12 protein-coding genes are annotated in these 15,608 nt (G+C 71.4%); 3 read left to right on the top strand and 9 right to left on the bottom strand.

What is annotated here, in order from left to right:
• Positions 1 to 224 precede the first annotated feature (224 nt).
• The gene (locus tag ACFT2C_RS01120) at positions 225 to 1,079 is read right to left on the bottom strand and encodes an aldo/keto reductase (RefSeq protein ID WP_377205158.1); all 855 of its coding nucleotides are present in this window, start codon (positions 1,077 to 1,079) and stop codon (positions 225 to 227) included.
• Positions 1,080 to 1,304: 225 nt separating this feature from the next.
• Here ACFT2C_RS01120 and ACFT2C_RS01115 point away from each other — a divergent pair, with 225 nt between their 5' ends.
• Positions 1,305 to 1,508 (top strand): cold-shock protein, encoded by a 204-nt coding sequence (locus ACFT2C_RS01115; RefSeq protein ID WP_036971009.1) that lies wholly within the window; start codon positions 1,305 to 1,307, stop codon positions 1,506 to 1,508.
• A gap of 194 nt (positions 1,509 to 1,702) precedes the next feature.
• Positions 1,703 to 2,479: a hypothetical protein gene (locus tag ACFT2C_RS01110; protein ID WP_377205157.1), complete on the top strand. Its 777-nt coding sequence runs from the start codon at positions 1,703 to 1,705 to the stop codon at positions 2,477 to 2,479.
• 109 nt (positions 2,480 to 2,588) lie between these two features.
• On the opposite strand, the gene ACFT2C_RS01105 is transcribed toward ACFT2C_RS01110, so the two are convergent.
• Complete coding sequence (locus ACFT2C_RS01105; RefSeq protein WP_377205156.1) at positions 2,589 to 6,653, bottom strand: TM0106 family RecB-like putative nuclease; 4,065 nt, start codon at positions 6,651 to 6,653, stop codon at positions 2,589 to 2,591.
• A gap of 145 nt (positions 6,654 to 6,798) precedes the next feature.
• Here ACFT2C_RS01105 and ACFT2C_RS01100 point away from each other — a divergent pair, with 145 nt between their 5' ends.
• Entirely contained in the window at positions 6,799 to 7,971 is a 1,173-nt protein-coding gene (locus tag ACFT2C_RS01100) for an excalibur calcium-binding domain-containing protein (RefSeq protein WP_377205155.1), read from the top strand.
• 138 nt (positions 7,972 to 8,109) lie between these two features.
• Here the strand turns inward: ACFT2C_RS01100 and ACFT2C_RS01095 are convergent, their stop codons facing one another.
• From ACFT2C_RS01095 to ACFT2C_RS01065, 7 genes are all read right to left on the bottom strand, one after another.
• Positions 8,110 to 9,456 carry a hypothetical protein gene (locus ACFT2C_RS01095; RefSeq protein WP_377205154.1) on the bottom strand — a complete coding sequence of 449 codons (1,347 nt, stop codon included), beginning with the start codon at positions 9,454 to 9,456 and terminating at the stop codon, positions 8,110 to 8,112.
• Positions 9,457 to 9,458: 2 nt separating this feature from the next.
• Complete coding sequence (locus ACFT2C_RS01090; protein WP_377205153.1) at positions 9,459 to 10,346, bottom strand: SigE family RNA polymerase sigma factor; 888 nt, start codon at positions 10,344 to 10,346, stop codon at positions 9,459 to 9,461.
• Between the two features lie 208 nt (positions 10,347 to 10,554).
• A complete protein-coding gene (locus tag ACFT2C_RS01085) occupies positions 10,555 to 11,964 on the bottom strand; it encodes a hypothetical protein (RefSeq protein WP_377205152.1) in 1,410 nt (469 codons plus the stop codon).
• Positions 11,961 to 12,536, bottom strand: coding sequence for a SigE family RNA polymerase sigma factor (locus ACFT2C_RS01080; RefSeq protein ID WP_377205151.1), 576 nt, complete (start codon positions 12,534 to 12,536; stop codon positions 11,961 to 11,963). Before ACFT2C_RS01080 ends, ACFT2C_RS01085 begins: the two co-directional genes overlap by 4 nt.
• A gap of 198 nt (positions 12,537 to 12,734) precedes the next feature.
• On the bottom strand, positions 12,735 to 13,550 hold the full coding sequence (locus ACFT2C_RS01075; RefSeq protein ID WP_377205150.1) for an amino acid ABC transporter ATP-binding protein: 816 nt from the start codon (positions 13,548 to 13,550) through the stop codon (positions 12,735 to 12,737).
• On the bottom strand, positions 13,547 to 14,533 hold the full coding sequence (locus ACFT2C_RS01070) for an amino acid ABC transporter permease (RefSeq protein ID WP_377205149.1): 987 nt from the start codon (positions 14,531 to 14,533) through the stop codon (positions 13,547 to 13,549). Before ACFT2C_RS01070 ends, ACFT2C_RS01075 begins: the two co-directional genes overlap by 4 nt.
• Positions 14,533 to 15,459, bottom strand: a complete 927-nt coding sequence (locus ACFT2C_RS01065) for an ABC transporter substrate-binding protein (RefSeq protein ID WP_377205148.1) — start codon at positions 15,457 to 15,459, stop codon at positions 14,533 to 14,535. Before ACFT2C_RS01065 ends, ACFT2C_RS01070 begins: the two co-directional genes overlap by 1 nt.
• Positions 15,460 to 15,608 lie beyond the last annotated feature (149 nt).

Here is a 15,608-nt window from a genome sequence, read left to right as displayed (position 1 = left end):
ACGCGGCGACTTGCCTCGTCGTGGCGATGAACGTAGCCACCTTGTGTGACGCCGGTGTGACTAGTCCGCCACACGGACCCGATCGTTACGAGGATGTTACCCAGGCACACGGCGCGCCAGAATCGGGGCGAAAACAGGGCTTGAACGAGCATAAGGAATTGCGACTCACCGGAGGGCGAAACGCATTGCGGGGCCTCGCACGCACTCCGCCACGGGGCCCTGGGTCAGCTCCTGAACTGTGTGAACGCGGCGATCGCCGGGTCCGTGCCGATCCGGCCGTCCGGGGCGTGCAACGCATTGATATCGGACATCTGCGCCTCGCTGAGCGAGAACGAGAACAGGTCGATATTTGTGGCCAATCGCTCCGGATTCACCGACTTCGGAATCAGGATCACCCCGTGCTGTACGTGCCAGCGCAGCACCACCTGGCCGGGAGTCACCCCGAGCTCTTCGGCGATGCGGACCACCGTCGGCGCCTCCAGGTCGGCGCCCCGCCCGAGCGGCGAGTACGCCTCAGGGACGATGCCGTGGGCCCGGCTGCGCTCGACGGTTGCCGGCTGCCGGAAGGTCGGGTGGAGCTCGACCTGGTTCACCGCCGGCACGACGTCCGACTCGCTGACCAGGCGATCCATGTGCTCGGGCAGGAAGTTGGAGACGCCGATGGCCCGCACCGCGCCGTCGGCCAGCAGCTTCTCGAACGCCCGCCAGGTCTCGACGTAGAGGTCGCGGCGGGGGACGGGCCAGTGGATGAGGTAGAGGTCGACGACGTCGAGGCCGAGCGCCTGACGGCTGTTCTCGAAGGCGCGCAGGGCGCTCTCGTAGCCCTGGTCGCCGTTGCGGAGCTTCGTGGTCACGAAGATCTCCTCGGGCGGGAGACCGGCCGCCCGGACCGCCGCGCCGACGCCTTCCTCGTTGTAGTAGGCAGCGGCCGTGTCGACGTGCCGGTAGCCGAGCTCGAGCGCGGTCTCGACGCACGCCTGCGTGCCGTCGCCGGGCACCTGGAACACGCCGAGACCGACCTGCGGGATCTCGACGCCATTGTTGAGAGTGACGGACGGAATACTGGTCGCAGCGTTCATGCCAACCGTTCTAACACCGGGCTCCTGACCCCGTCGACGGCACCCCTGCGACCCGCCCGGACGCCTCTCGGCGCAAGTCACTCGCGATTGACCGGGCTTTCCTTGCCCCGGGCGGGTAGAGTGGACGCGTTGCAGTGCCTCGATCGTTCTTCCGTGAGATGACGACGACACCGTGATTATGCGATCCCGACGGTCGGGGTCGTCGCCTCATGCAAGGAGCAGTACATGGCATTCGGAACCGTCAAGTGGTTCAACGCCGAGAAGGGCTTCGGGTTCATTGCACCCGAGGACGGTGGGCAGGACGTGTTCGCCCACTTCAGCGCGATCCAGTCGAGCGGCTACCGCTCGCTGGAGGAGAACCAGCGCGTCGAGTTCGACGTGAAGCAGGGCCCCAAGGGCCTGCAGGCGGAGAACATCCGCCCGATCTGATCCCTTCAGAATCTTCGCAACCTCCGCGCTGAGCTCGTCTGAGTTCGTCGCCGGTTGTACGACGTCGGCCCGGTCACCTTTCGAGGTGACCGGGCCTTCGCCATGTCATCAGGGGGAACCGGCGGTCCGTCCTGGAACCGTGCGACCGTGCCGGGCGTTCCCCACGTGGACCGTCACCTACGAAGGACTACATCATGGGCTTCCTCGACCGACTGCTTGGCCGCGAGCCGCGCGAGCAGACCCCAGGCATGTATCAGGGCGGCAGGGTGCCGCAGCAGCAGTACCGGCAGACGTCGGGCCAGACCCCCGAGTACGGCACGGCGCCCGTCTACGGCTCCGCCGCGAGCACGGGCCGCAGTGAGGACGAGGTGGCCGTCGAGCGCTATCGCTACCTGCTCCGCACGGCCCCGCCGGACCGGGTCGAGGAGGCGCACGCCGAGGCGTTCGCGCAGCTCACGCCCGAGCAGCGGAACCAGGTGCTGGCCCAGCTCAGCGAGACCGTCCCGCCGAGCGAGCGCGCGACGTCGGACGACCCGCGCGACCTGGCCCGCATGGCCACCCGCGCGGAGATGCGCAACCCCGGCACGCTCGAGCGCAACTTCGGTCAGAGCCGCGGCCCGGGCTTCGGCTCGATGCTCGGCGCGAGCATGCTCGGCACGATAGGCGGCATGGTCATCGGATCGGCCGTGGCGGACATGATGTTCGGCAGCTCGTTCGGCGACCCGGGGCAGGACTTCGCCGGCGGCGAAGAGGGTGGCGAGGCCGGCGGCGCTGAGGAAGCGGGCGCAGAGGGCGGCGACCAGGGCGGCGAGGCCGGGTCCGAGCCGGTCGAGGCCTCCGGTGGCGACGCCGGCGGTGACGCGGGTGGCGACGGTGGCGGCGGTTTCTTCGGCGACATGTTCGGTGGCGGCGGGGACTTCGGCGGCGGGGGCGACTTCGGCGGCGGAGACTTCGGCGGCGGCGACTTCTAACCTCTTCTGCCGCGGCAGTCATCTGGCGAGGTAGTCACTCAGCTCGCGCTGGGTGACTACCTCGCTGCAGGACTGCCTCGCCAGATGACTACGCCGGGCGGGGGTCGGGTCAGGCGCCGGTGAGGCGCAGGAACCCGCCGAGCTCCATGAGGTGGCGCACGCCGTCGGCCTCCAGGTCTCCCGGGAGGTAGTCGGTGAGCCGGGGCGACGAGATGACCACTGCGCGCCACTGCGCACGGGACACCGCCACGTTGATGCGGTTGCGCGACAGCAGGAATCCCATGCCGCGGGAGACGTTCTCGGGCGTCGAGGCGGCGAGCGTCAGGATCGCGACCGGCGCCTCCCGCCCCTGGAACATGTCGACGGTGCCGACCGGCACCCCGCCGAGACCGGCCGCGCGGAGCGCCTGGCGCACCAGGTGGACCTGGGCGTTGTAGGCGGCGACCACCACGACGTCGTCGGGGCCCAGGGGGCGGGGCGGGCGGCCGCCGCCTGGCACCCACGTCCGCCCGATTACACCCTGTACCTGGCGAACCACCTCGGCCGCCTCCTCCGGGGACGACGTCGAATGCCCCTCGTGGGTGACCGGAACGTGCACTACCCCGGGTTCCACGCCGTCGAGCGACCGAGCGGTGGTGACCGGATGGGCCGAGAGCCGGCCGGCGTAGGCGAGCTCGGACACGGCGGAGCACACGGCGGGGTGCATCCGCCACGACTCGGGCAGCAGGTAGCCGAGGCCGTCGGGCAGCACGGAGCTGCCGGCGGCGAGCCAGGCGAGCGCCGACTCGTCCACCGGTTCGGGGTGCCTGCCCTGGCTGACCTGCGGGAGCTGCTGGGGGTCGCCGAGCAGGAGCAGCCGCTGCGCGGCCCGCCCGACGGCGATCGTGTCCGCGAGCGAGAACTGGCCCGCCTCGTCGATGACCAGCAGGTCGAGCCCGCCGTCGGGCCAGCGTTCGTGCGCGAAGTCCCACGCGGTGCCGCCGACGACGCAGCCCTCGGTGCTGTTCGCCGCGCAGTCCGCGAGCTGCGTGCTCGACAGCTCCCGCCACGGCATGCCGCCGCCCTGCTCGGTGCCCTTCGCCCGCTGCTTCTTCGCCACCAGCTCGGCGGGCACCCCCGCCTTGTCGACGACGGCGCTCAGCATGTTCTCGACGGCCGCGTGCGACTGGGCCACCACGCCGACCCGCCATCCGGCGCCGACCAGCTTGGCGATGACGTGCGAGCCGACGTGCGTCTTGCCCGTACCGGGCGGGCCCTGTACCGCGAGGTAGGAGTGGTCGAGCCGCTCGACGGCCGCGTGCACCGCCGACTCGAGGTCGAGCCCACCGTCGCCGTCGCTGCTGCCCAGCTCCGGCAATGCCCCGCCGCCCTGTCCCGCACCGGTCCAAGCGCCCTGCCCTGGGCTCGCCGAAGGACGCTGTCCTGCGTTTGTCGAAGGGTCGATCAGCCGGGGCGGCCGACGGCGCAGGAGGTCGACGGCGGCGCCGTCCGGCAGCGCGCGGTTCGCGTCCCAGGAGGCGAGAGCAGCGCGGGCCGCCTCCTCGACCGCCTGCTCCTGCGCGTCGTGGGCCGGGCCGCGCTGCGGCGCTAGCGCGACGGGCACCTGGTCGTGCGGCTCGGCTCCCCCGGAGAGCCGCTCGCGCAGGATCACGACGTCGTGCCCGTGCGGCACGTCGTCGCGCTCGCCGTCAGGCTCGCTGGCCCCCTGGATCACGCCGCCGGAGTGCTCGCCCCGCACGGCCCGCGCCTCCAGCTCGCCCACGACGGGCGGCACCGGCTGGTCGTACAGCACGTGCACGGCGTCGCCGACGCCGAGGTCCGACCCGTCGATCCGCGACCCGTCGAGCATGCGCCCCACCAGCTCGATCTCCCGGGACGGCAGCCGGTCCCGCCCCACGACGCTCCAGTCCCGCAGCACGGTCGAACGTTCCACGTGGAACGTCGACCTCCGGCCGGGCCATTCGTCGAGCGGCAGCTCCAGCCGCGCGTAGTGCTCCAGCCAGAACGGCTTCTCCTCCCGCTGGTAGTACCCGACGGCGGCCCCCAGCAGCGCGAGCGCCTGCACCTCGAGCGACCGCTCGCCCCGGTTCTCGCCGACCCGCGCGGAGATCTCCCCGGCCAGCTCCAACCGCCGAGCCCGCCCCTCCCGCCGAGCCACCCCCCGCGGCGATTCGGCTTCATCAACCTCTCCGGGAGCCGCCGCACCGTCACCGGGCACGCCACGCGAAACAGCCCCCCCGTGCAAACCCCCACCCGCACCCTCGTGCGCACTCTCACCCGACCCAGGCGAACCCCCCGCAAGCGGCGAGTCGGCAGCGGAGGCCGTGGGGAGCGAGAATGCGCGCGCGGATGTATCTGTTCCCGAAGTGGAGGGCCCCTTGGGGCCCGTGAACGCATCCGCGCGCGCGTTCTCGCTCCCCACGTCCGCCCCAACCGCAGCGGTCTCGACAGGCTCGACCAACGAGGCCGACGACGCCGACGACCGCGCAAACCTCAACCAATCGAGCAACCGCAACGTAGACCGGCAGTCGTACTCGTTGTAGTCCAAGATCCGCTGTTTGAGCGGCGCCGCCCCGTCCTCGCCCTCGGCGGCGAGCTTCGCGTACTCCGCGTACTCGGTGACCGACGCCGTGGCGCTCGTGACCCCTTCCCGCGCGGGGTCGTCCTGCATGTAGAGCGGTTCGAGCTTCTTGATCGACTTGGACCGGTTCGAGATGCGCAGGCACGACCGGACCACCGCGTACAGGTCGACCAGCACGCCGTCGCGCAGCAGCTGGTCCACCTCGTCCTCGTACACGCCGTGCCGCGCGGCGATGGACAGCAGGTGCGTCTTCTCGTAGGCGGCGTAGTGGTAGACGTGCAGGTCGGGGTAGGTGACCAGGCGTGCGTTGAGGTAGTCGACGAACCGGACGAGCGCGTCCCGCTCGCCCTCCATGTCGTCGGCCCAGAGCCCGTAGAAGGGCGGGGTCCCGTCGTCCGGGCCGGGGCGCTCGACCCAGCCGAAGAGGTAGTCGAGGCCCATGGCCGGCGCCTGGTCGTCGCCGGGCAGGCGCGCCTCTTCCCACAGGGGGTCGCCCTCGAAGTCGAAGAACACGTCGCCGGGGCTCGGCGGCGGGAGCCGGTCGATCGCCCCGGTGGCGGTGAGCTGCCAGCGCAGCCGCGCGTCAGGCCCGTCCGGGTCGACGCCGTCGGGCAGGTGGTCGAGCGCCACCGAGCCGTCACCGTCGTCGAGCCCGAGCTGGAGGCGCGCCTGGGCGCGCAGGCCCTCGAAGCGCCCGGCGGCCATGCCATCGGGCGGCTCGTCCGCGGTCGCCAGCGCGTCGATGGTGGTGATCCCGGCCGCCGACAGCTTCACCCGCTGCGCCCCGTACACCCCGCCGACGAGCAGGACGTCGCGGCTCTGGGCGGCGGCGTCCGCGCAGTCGGGGCAGTTCCGAAGCTTGCCGCAGGCCAGGTAGCGGTCGTCGCCCCAGCTCACCGGGGCACCGTCGGCCACGTGGGTGTCCAGGATCTCGAGGAGCCGCGTGCGTCGCTTGCGGAAGACCGGCAGCAGGTCGGCGAGCCGGTGCGACGTGGTCTCCCCCGTGCCCAGCACGAGGTGGACCTCGTCGGTCGGGTCGATCCGCGCGTCCATGAGCTGGTCCGCGTACGCGGCGAGCTGGATCAGGGCGCGGACCTTGGTGCGGCGCGCGAGCTTGGAGTCGTGCACGGCATACCTCGGCACGATGCCGCCCGGGACGCCTGCGTGCACCATCTCGCCGAGCGGGTCGCGCACCAGGAAGTCGGCCCGGCCGTGGAACCGCCCGTCGAAGAACGACGCCTGGTAGACGACGTCGGCCCCCTGCTCCATCGCGGCCAGCGTGCGCGCGTGCGCGTCGATCAGCTCGTCGCGGGACATCCGGCGCGCGGGCGCGACCTCGAGCACGCCGCCCGCGCGTCCGGCGTCGGCGGGACCATGGGCGCGAAGGTGACCGTCGAGGACGCGGCGCTCGTGGTCCTCGCCCAGGGCTGCGGTGCGGGCGAGCATCTCGTCCTCCTCCCGCGGCCGGCGTGGGCTGCGGCCGAGCAGCTCGTCCAGCCGTCTCAGCAGGCGGAACTCGCACTCGCCGGCGATCACGAGATCGCTTGCCGAGTGCACGAGGGTGCCTGCGTCGTCGCGCTCCAGGAGGAACATGCCCCCAGGTCTACCAGTGACCCCTGACACAAGCGCGTTACTGTCGCTCTCACAGGCGAGAGATATGTCCGGTTCGGCCCCACGTTCTGGCGTCAACCCGCCTGTATGGCCGATAGTGGGGCCCGACCGTATCGAAGGAGCAACCATGCCCGTGCGCTTCAACCCGCCTCCGGGTTGGCAGGTGCCCCCGGGATTCCGACCCGACTCCAACTGGGCTCCGGACCCGTCGTGGCCTCCGGCCCCGCCCGGGTGGAACTACTGGGTCGACCGCCCCGACACTCCCCAGCCCGACGCCGGAAACCGCGCCGCCGCGCCACCTGCGCCGCCCGTCTCTGCCTCGTCGCACTCGCCGGCCGGCGCCGACCGCGCCGACCCGGACGCGGACACGAGGACCGTCGCGATCCAGGTGGTCGACGCCCCCGGCAGCGGCAGCCGCCCCGCACCCGCTCCGACCGTGGTGCAGAACGTGCCCGCCATGTCGCCCGCCGAGGCGATGGGCTCGACCATGACCATGGCTCCGATCAGCGCCCCACCGGCTCCCGGCCCGCCGCGGCCGGGCTCCGGCCCGCAGCCGGTCTACCCGCCGCCGCCCGGGATGGCGCCGCCACCACCGCCGCCCGAGGCGCCGCGGAAGGGTCCGACCACGGGCGTGCTCGCCGCCATCAAGGGCCTCGGCGGCAGGGGTTCGACGCCGGTGGGGCCACCGACGTCCGAACCGCGACCGGGTCCCGGACCGCTGAGCATCGACGACGTGAACCGGCCCGGTCCGCACGGGCACATGCCCGGACCCGCGCCCGCCGGAGTCATGCCCGCGGGGCCGCGGCCCGCGCCGGGACGCCGGCGCGGCCCGGGCGCGGGTCTCATGGTCGCCATCGGTGTGGCCGGCCTCGCCCTCGGCGTGATCGTCGGCGTGGTCGTCACCGCCGGGCAGCAGGCCGACGCGAACCAGGCGATCACCGACGCCCGGAACATCCAGGCGCAGGCCGACGACCAGCGCGCCGAGATCGAGGCGGACCGCGCACAGGTGGAGAAGCAGCGTGACGAGGTAGCCGCACGCGAACAGGCGCTCGGCGACCGCGAGGCTCAGCTCGAGGAGCGGGAGACCGCGCTGGAGCAGCAGGAGCAGCAGCAGGAAGAGCAGCAGCAACAGGAACAGCAGGACAACGGCAACGGGAACGGCGGACCCGGCACCGTCTTCTACTGGAACTGTGACGCCGTGCGTGCCGCCGGCGCCGCGCCGCTCGCGAACGGGCAGCCGGGCTACCTTCCGCACCTCGACGGGAACGGGAACGGCATCGCCTGCGAGGACGGCGAGTAAGCCACTCAGTCGACGAGAAACCACTCGGTTCACGAGAAAATGGAACGGGCCGAGGCAGATCCCCAGACTCTGCCTCGGCCCGCTCGTGTGTTCCCGGCCCACGCCATCTCCCCAGACGAGACGTGGACCGGGAAGTCTTTAACCCCCGAAGAGTTCCTCCAGGAGTGCACCGAGGCCGAGCGGGTCAGACCCGTCCTCGGGAGCTTGTGTCGGCTTCGGGCTCGGCGTCGGCTTGGGCGACACCGCGCCGTCGGGCAGGACCTCGCCCGTCGAAGCGAGCTGCAACGCCTCGCTCAGATCGATCAGGCAGAGGCGCCAGACGTCGGCACTCACGCCCTCCGGCGCCTGCCAGAACGACCTGCCGGTGAACTGGGGCGGGGCCGTCCAGCCCGTGCCGGTGCGCTGCGCGACGCAGGTCTCCATCGCGGGGACCTCGTTCGCCTCCGCGTTATCGACCAGCATCGGAGCGAGCTTCGCGACCACGGGCGCGGGCGCCGCGGCCTGCGGCGTGTCCACGGTCCTGCCCGCGACGTCGTGGATGACCGCGCACTCGGGCGAGGTGCTGCGGCACCAGGAGGCGCTCCACGTGCCCTGCTTCGAGTAGACGAACCCGCGCGGCTCGGCCGTGTCGCGGTCCACCTGCAGGACCCGCATCCACACGCTGCCGTCGCCGAGCACGTCGAACGGCGTGACCGGGATCGAGGCACCCGCCTCGGGCGCAGCGGAATCCTCCGGCTCCGGTGACGCGGGCGCCCCCTGCGCGCCCGCGGCACCCTCGGTCTGCGGGTCGTCGAAGACCAGGTGCTGCGTCCCCTCCGTCGCCGCGGAAGAGAAGCCGAACACGAGCGCCGGACCGCCGTCGGAGGGCAGGACCATCGCGTCGGACGTGACGCCGCGCCAGAGCAGCGTGCCACCGAGGTTGCCCTCGCGGAGGTTCTCGAGGGCGGTGTCGCCGCCCGCCAGGACCTCCAGGTCCGTGGCGCTGTGGCGCCCGTCGATCTTCGCCAGGGTCACCACCGCGAGATAGCGGTCGCCTCCCCCGGCGTCCAGGCCGAGGTCCAGCACCGCGGTGTCGGCGTCGACGCGGTACGTCGCCGGCTCTGCCACCGTGCGCACGCCGGGCGCGAGGTACGCGAGACGCGTCGCCGGCTCCGACGACGGGATGTCGGTGGGCGACGGCGCGGGCGGGTCGACGTCGACCTCGCCCTCCATGATCGACGGCGGCTGGGCGCTCGGCGCCACCTCTACCGGGGCGTTGCCCCACAGGCCCGGGATACCCGGGAGCGCGCCGGCAGCCCCTGCCCCGACCGTCGCGAGCGCCAGCGTGCCCGCCAGCGTCACGCTCGCGCGCCGCGTGGCGTGCTTGCGACGGCTCGACCGCAGCACGCTGTCGAGATCCAGCGTCGATGCGGGTACCGCCGCGTGCGCCGACTCGCGGACCCGGGCGATGAAATCATCGTCGGGCGCGCCGTGGGAGAGGTTCATGTTCATCGGGTCCCGCCCAGAGAATCGATATCGAGGATCGCGCGCAGGTGGGCGAGGCCGCGCGAGGCTGTGGACTTCACGGTGCCGAGGGGGATCCCGAGCTCGCTCGAGACCTCGGACTCCGACAGGTCCAGGAGATGACGCAGCACCACGACACGGCGCTGCTTCAGGGGAAGGCGCAGGAGGGCGCGCACGACGGCGTCGCGGTCGTCCACGGTGCGCGTAGGCATGCGGGCCGCCGCGCGAGCGACGCGTACGTCGTCCTGCGGCAGCTCGTCGGGGCCGGTCAGGACCTCGCGCCGCGTGCGGCGCCAGGCGTCGATGCGCAGGTTGGCCAGCACCCGCCGGGCGTAGACCAGCGGGTCGCCCTGCCGGGCCTTGTGCCAGTGCCGGTAGCACCGCTCGAAGGTCTGCTGGGTGAGCTCCTCCGCGCGGTGCGCATCACCGCTGAGGAGGAAGGCCATCCGGTGGAGTGGGTCCTTGGCCTCTCGCATGAACACGGTGAACTCTTCGTTCTTCGAGATCTGTGCGTTCCTGCGCGCATGAGTGGCCGTAGGCCGGTCTGTCCGCACGGGCAGCGAGGCTACGTCATCGGCGCCCGTCGCCCCACCCCGGACCACCGTGAGTGGCCTGGTCGCGGGGACGGGTTCGGTCTTTCGGGGGGTGCCGTCCGACGCGGCAGCGGTCATGTTCTTCGGTCCGCGCTCCGTCGTGGCTTCCGGTTCGGTGTCTACGTCGTCCGCGACCGGCACGATCGCGAGCTCCGCCGCCGACTCCGGCGTCGTGGTGGATGGAGAGTCTGGGGTGTTCGGCTCGGTGGTCACGGTCTCCAGGTCGTCCGCAGAGCTGGAGTCGGCGCGCACGACACGCAGGACCACGGGCTTGGGCACCCGGGGCTCTGGCGCGAATACGCGCGGACTCGTGACTGTCACGAACGGAACACGGGCCGGCCCGGACGAAGGTTCCATCGAGTTTCAGAGAATCGCGTCGGAGTCGATGTGAGCCGGGCCACTCACCGGCGACACGACACGGGCCAGCCGTACGGATCACCGAGGTGACCTGTACGGCTGGCCCGTGCTGGGGGTGCGGACGGGCGCGTCAGCGCCGGAAGTCGAGAGTCCCCAGGAAGGTGTGCAGGTCCTGCCAGCCCTGCTCGCCGCCGTCGAAGTCGATGACGAGGAACAGGTTCTCGCCCTGGTCCTCCTGGTGGATGTAGATGTTCACCGTGTAGTAGTCGGGCTCGCCGTCCTTGTTGTGGAGCGTCGGCTGGACCTCGGCGTAGTCCGCGCCCGGGACGTCGATCAGCTGGGACTGGGGCGCCGTCATGGTCTGCGCCCACCAGTTGCCGCCGGGCTTGCCGCCCTGCACGTAGACGCGTTCGTGCGACACCGTCTCCCGGGCGGCCTCCGCCTTCTCCTCCTCGGAGGCGTCCACCCACCCCTCGAGCGTCTCCATGTCGACGCCCGGCTCCGCGTGCGTGACGGTCGTGCCCGTCCACTCGACGCCCGGTGAGAACTGCCCCTCGGTCGCCTGGGACGTCCAGCCCTTCGGCACCGCGAACTTCAGGTCGTTGTGCTCAGTCCGGTGCCAGCCGGCGGGAACGCCCTGCTCGATCGCGTCGAGCGTCGGGTACTCGTACGCCGGCTTGTACCAGTCGGGCTCGCCCGCGTCCTTGAGCCACAGGTTGCCCACGAAGTCGCGGAGCGTCTTGTCGCCGTCCGCATTCGCCGCGAACCGGGTCTCGATGACCCAGCCCTCGGCGCCGCTACGGATCCGGATCGTCGCGGGGCGGACCTTGCCCTCGCGCTCGTGCTGCTCGATGACCACGAGGTCGGCGCCCTCGATGTCGAGGGTCGTCGCGCCCGAGTCCCTCGCGGGCGCCGTCCAGCCGGCGACGTCGGTCACGTTGCGCAGCTCGATCGTCGCGTCCAGGTCGTCGATGCTCATGTCGAGCGTGCTCGGTTCGAAGCTCATCGCCAGCGGGTGGTCCGGTTCCAGCCATCCGGCTACCCCGCCCGCGTTGACGTCGCCGACCGTCGTCCAGCCACCCGGCGGGACCTCGTACCAGAGCCCGCCCAGGATGTACGGCGAGCTGCCGGCGCCGTCGACCACGCCGCGCTCGACGCCCGGCAGCACCGGCAGGGTCCCGCCACCGGTCTTCAGGTATTCCGGGGGTGCCACCTCCGGGTCGCCGCTCGGGCTCGGGTCCGGCGTCGGGTCGGCCGACGGCGCCTCGGTCGCCTCGGCCGTCGACCTGTCGGTGCCCGGCAGCGGCTGCCGGTCGGCGTAGATCGCGCCCGCGGCGCCGATCCCCGCCCCGGTGAGCACGAGCGCGGCGACGCCGGCCGTCGCCGCGACCACCACCCGCCGACGCCGCACGGTGCGCACTGCGCGTACCGCCATGGCCGTCGGGTCGAGGGACCTCGGCGGCTCGATGGTCGAGCCGGCCGCGCGGAGCCCGGCCAGCAGTGCCGCGTCCTGCTTCGCGTGGATGTCGTGGACGTTCATGACCGGCTCCCTTCGCCGTCGGACACCACGAGGGTGCGCAGGCGCGCCAGGGCGCGCGAGGCTGTGGACTTGACCGTGCCGGCGGAGATGCCGAGCTCCGCTGCGGTGTCGGCCTCCGAGCGGTCCAGGAGGTAGCGCAGGACCACTACGCGCCGCTGCTTGACCGACAGCACCATGAGCGCGCGGACCAGGCGGTCCCGCTCGGCGAGATCGACGTCCGACGCGGGGGTGCCCAGCTCCTGGGTGTTGACCCCCGGGTCGTCGGTGAGCACCTCGCGGCGGGTGCGGCGCCAGGTGTCGATGCGTGCCGTCGCCAGGACGCGGCGGGCGTAGGCGAACGGGTCGCCCTCGCCCACCTTCTTCCAGGCCTTGAACGTCCGCTCGAGCGCGAGCTGCACCAGGTCCTGCGCCCGGTGCTGGTCGCCGCACAACAGGTACGCGATCCGGTACAGCGCCGGGGTGTTGGCCTGCGCGAACATCGTGAAGTCGGCGACGGGGTCCAGACCGCTCCGGACGACGGCGATCTCGTCCGTGCTCGGCTGTACCTCCGGACTCACCGCTACCTCGCTCATCCGGAACACCGCCCGGAGCTGTGGCCGGTGTCCTGTCCCGGCAGGGCTGCGCGGCGCCATACGCGTCGCTTCGTGTGCGTCATGCCCCATAGACGCAGCCGACCAGGTATGAGGTTCCACATTCAACGCGTTGAGTGCTGGGTATTTGCGGAGAAATAGCTCTCTGAGCCGCAAATACCCAGCACTCAACGCGCGGGGTTAGAGGACGTGGGCCAGGAAGTCGCGCGTGCGCTGTTCCTTCGGGTGGTCCAGGACCGCCAGGGGCGGCCCCGCCTCGACGATCACGCCGTCGTCCATGAACACGACGTGGTCGGCGACCCCACGTGCGAACCCGATCTCGTGCGTCACCACGATCATCGTCATGCCGGACCGCGCCAGGTCCTGCATCACCGCCAGCACCTCGCCCACGAGCTCGGGGTCGAGGGCCGACGTCGGCTCGTCGAACAGCATGAGCTCCGGGTCCATCGCGAGCGCCCGGGCGATGGCGACCCGCTGCTGCTGGCCGCCGGAGAGCTGCGCCGGGTAGTGGTTCATCCGGTCCGACAGCCCGACCCGCTCGATCAGCTCCAGCGCCCGCTGCTTGGCCGCCTTCTTGGAGAGCCCGCGCACCTGGATGGGCGCCTCCATGATGTTCTCGAGCGCCGTCATGTGCGGGAACAGGTGGAACCGTTGGAACACCATGCCGATCCGCGAGCGCTGCTTGGCGACCACCTTGGGGTGCAGCCGGTGCAGCGTCCCCTTGGCGTCCTCGCGGTATCCCATGAGGTCGCCGCCGACGACGACGGAGCCGCCGGTGATCTCCTCGAGCTCGTTGATGCAGCGCAGGAGGGTGGACTTGCCGGACCCGGACGGGCCGAGGATCACCGTGACCTCGCCCCGCGCGACGTCGAGGTCGACGCCCTTCAGGACGTGCACGGCGTCGTGCCCGTGACCGAAGACCTTGTGCACGGCCCGCACGGAGACCATGTCCGAGGAGTCCGCCGGAGTCGCGGCGGAGTCAGCGACGACGCTCATGGCGTCACCTCCTTGGTGATGTCCACCGGCACGGTGCCGGCGGCCGCGATGGCCGCCTGCTTGCCACGGGGCCCCTTGCCGCGCCCGCGCCCCCCGGTGGCGGTGCCGAACCCGCGCCCGTAGTACTGCTCCAGGTAGCTCTGCCCCACCATCAGGATCGAGGTGATGAGCAGGTACCAGAGCGCCGCGATGACGAGCAGCGGCACGGGCAGGAAGATGCGGTTGCCGATGGCGCTGGTGGCGTAGGTCAGCTCGAGCGTGAAGGGCACTGCGATGACCAGCGACGTGGTCTTCAGCATCGAGATGGTCTCGTTGCCGGTTGGCGGCACGATGACGCGCATGGCCTGCGGCAGCACGACGCGGCGCATGATCTTGCCGTCCTTCATCCCGAGCGCCTTCGCGGCCTCGGTCTGGCCTGGGTCCACTGAGGTCAGGCCGGCTCGCACGATCTCCGCGAGGTAGGCGGACTCGTTGAGCGCGAGGCCCAGCAGCGCCGCCCAGAACGCGGTGATCACGTCGTCGGTACGGAACGTGAAGAACTCCGGACCGAACGGGATGCCCAGCGACAGCCGCGGGTAGAGCACCGCGAGCAGACCCCAGAAGACGAGCTGTGTGTAGATCGGCGTGCCTCTGAAGAACCAGATCCAGGCCCAGCTCACCCAGCGCATGATCGGGTTGTCCGACCGGCGCATCATCGCGAGCGTGATGGCCAGCACGATGGCGAGCGCCATGGACCCGAACGTGAGGATCAGGGTCCACATGACGCCGCGGAGCACCACGGTGTCGCGCAGGTACAGCCACACGACGTCCCAGCGGAAGGCGTCGTTCGTGATCAGCGCGTTGGCCGCCATGGCGGCCAGGACCAGCACGACCACGGCCGCCACGAGGCGGCCGGGCCGGGGCACCGGCCGGGCATGGATCCGGTTGGGTACCGGATCCGTGCCCGACGCCGGAGCATGCGTCGGTGACGTGGAGTCGCTCATCAGCCGGCCGGGTTGAGCTCAGCCTCGTCCAGCACGCCGTCGTCGGAGCCCCAGACGGCGAAGGCCTCCTTGAGCGTGCCGTCGTCCATGAGCTTCTGCACGGCGGCCTGGACGGCCTCGGTCAGCTCCTTGTCGTCCTTCGCCACGACGATGCCGTAGGGCGCGGCGTCGCGGATGTCGCCGAAGGCCTCGATCTGGCCGTCGGTCTGCGTCACCGCGTAGCCGATCACCGGCGAGTCGGCGTACATGGCCTGCGCCTTGCCGCCCACGAGGTTGGTGGTGGCGTCGGCCTGCGACTCGTAGCGCAGCACGTCGATCGGGTCGTCGCCGTCCTTCTCGCAGTCCTTCGAGAGCGCTGTGAGCTCGTCGTCCTGGATGGTCGACGTCTGGACGGCGACAGTGACGCCGCACAGGCTCTCGGAGTCGAAGTCGTCCGGGTTGCCCGCCGCGACGGCGTACTGCGAGCCGGCGGTGAAGTAGCTGATCATGTTTACCTCGGCGACGCGCTCGGGGTTGATCGTGAAGCTGGAGATGCCGACGTCGTACTTGGAGCCGATGGCGGGGATGATGCCGTCGAACGCCGCGGACTCCACCTTGGTCTCCAGGCCGAGCACCGCACCGATGGCCTTCGCCATGTCGACGTCGAAGCCGACCGGCGTCTGGCCGTCGGCGTCGATGAACTCGTTGGGCGCGTAGGTGGTGTCGGAGCCCACGGTGAGGGTGCCGCTGTCCGCGACGTCGTCGGGCAGCATTGCCGCGATGTCCTCGTCGACCTCGACGGTCGACGGGTCGAACGACGCCGCGGCGCTGGCGCTGCCGGAAGCGGCGCCGCCGGCGGGCTCCTGCGACGCGTTGGTGCACGCGGTGAGGACGAGGGCGGCGGCGGTCAGTGCCGCCGCAGCGGTGAGGGCGGGAAGCCTGCGCATCAGGGGTCTCCTGGGTTGGATCGTTGATGTGTCGCGAGGAACGTTTAATCCTCCTCCTTGCGGGTTGGCCTGTGCAAATACTCCGGCAAGCCGCTTGATGTCTGACTTGCCGAAGTGCAGCTCCGCGGTCGCTCTCCGCGCGTCGCTCA

It is taken from the genome of Promicromonospora sp. NPDC057138 (genome assembly GCF_042670845.1).
In the GTDB taxonomy this organism is placed as follows: Bacteria; Actinomycetota; Actinomycetes; order Actinomycetales; family Cellulomonadaceae; genus Promicromonospora.
This window is presented reverse-complemented; position numbering and strand designations above follow the sequence as displayed.

Coding starts and splice junctions, on each gene's coding strand:
- ACFT2C_RS01120 (WP_377205158.1), bottom strand. CDS start 1,079: ATGAACGCTGCGACCAGTATTCCGTCCGTCACTCTCAACAATGGCGTC.
- ACFT2C_RS01115 (WP_036971009.1), top strand. CDS start 1,305: ATGGCATTCGGAACCGTCAAGTGGTTCAACGCCGAGAAGGGCTTCGGG.
- ACFT2C_RS01110 (WP_377205157.1), top strand. CDS start 1,703: ATGGGCTTCCTCGACCGACTGCTTGGCCGCGAGCCGCGCGAGCAGACC.
- ACFT2C_RS01105 (WP_377205156.1), bottom strand. CDS start 6,653: ATGTTCCTCCTGGAGCGCGACGACGCAGGCACCCTCGTGCACTCGGCA.
- ACFT2C_RS01100 (WP_377205155.1), top strand. CDS start 6,799: ATGCCCGTGCGCTTCAACCCGCCTCCGGGTTGGCAGGTGCCCCCGGGA.
- ACFT2C_RS01095 (WP_377205154.1), bottom strand. CDS start 9,456: ATGAACCTCTCCCACGGCGCGCCCGACGATGATTTCATCGCCCGGGTC.
- ACFT2C_RS01085 (WP_377205152.1), bottom strand. CDS start 11,964: ATGAACGTCCACGACATCCACGCGAAGCAGGACGCGGCACTGCTGGCC.
- ACFT2C_RS01080 (WP_377205151.1), bottom strand. CDS start 12,536: ATGAGCGAGGTAGCGGTGAGTCCGGAGGTACAGCCGAGCACGGACGAG.
- ACFT2C_RS01075 (WP_377205150.1), bottom strand. CDS start 13,550: ATGAGCGTCGTCGCTGACTCCGCCGCGACTCCGGCGGACTCCTCGGAC.
- ACFT2C_RS01070 (WP_377205149.1), bottom strand. CDS start 14,533: ATGAGCGACTCCACGTCACCGACGCATGCTCCGGCGTCGGGCACGGAT.
- ACFT2C_RS01065 (WP_377205148.1), bottom strand. CDS start 15,459: ATGCGCAGGCTTCCCGCCCTCACCGCTGCGGCGGCACTGACCGCCGCC.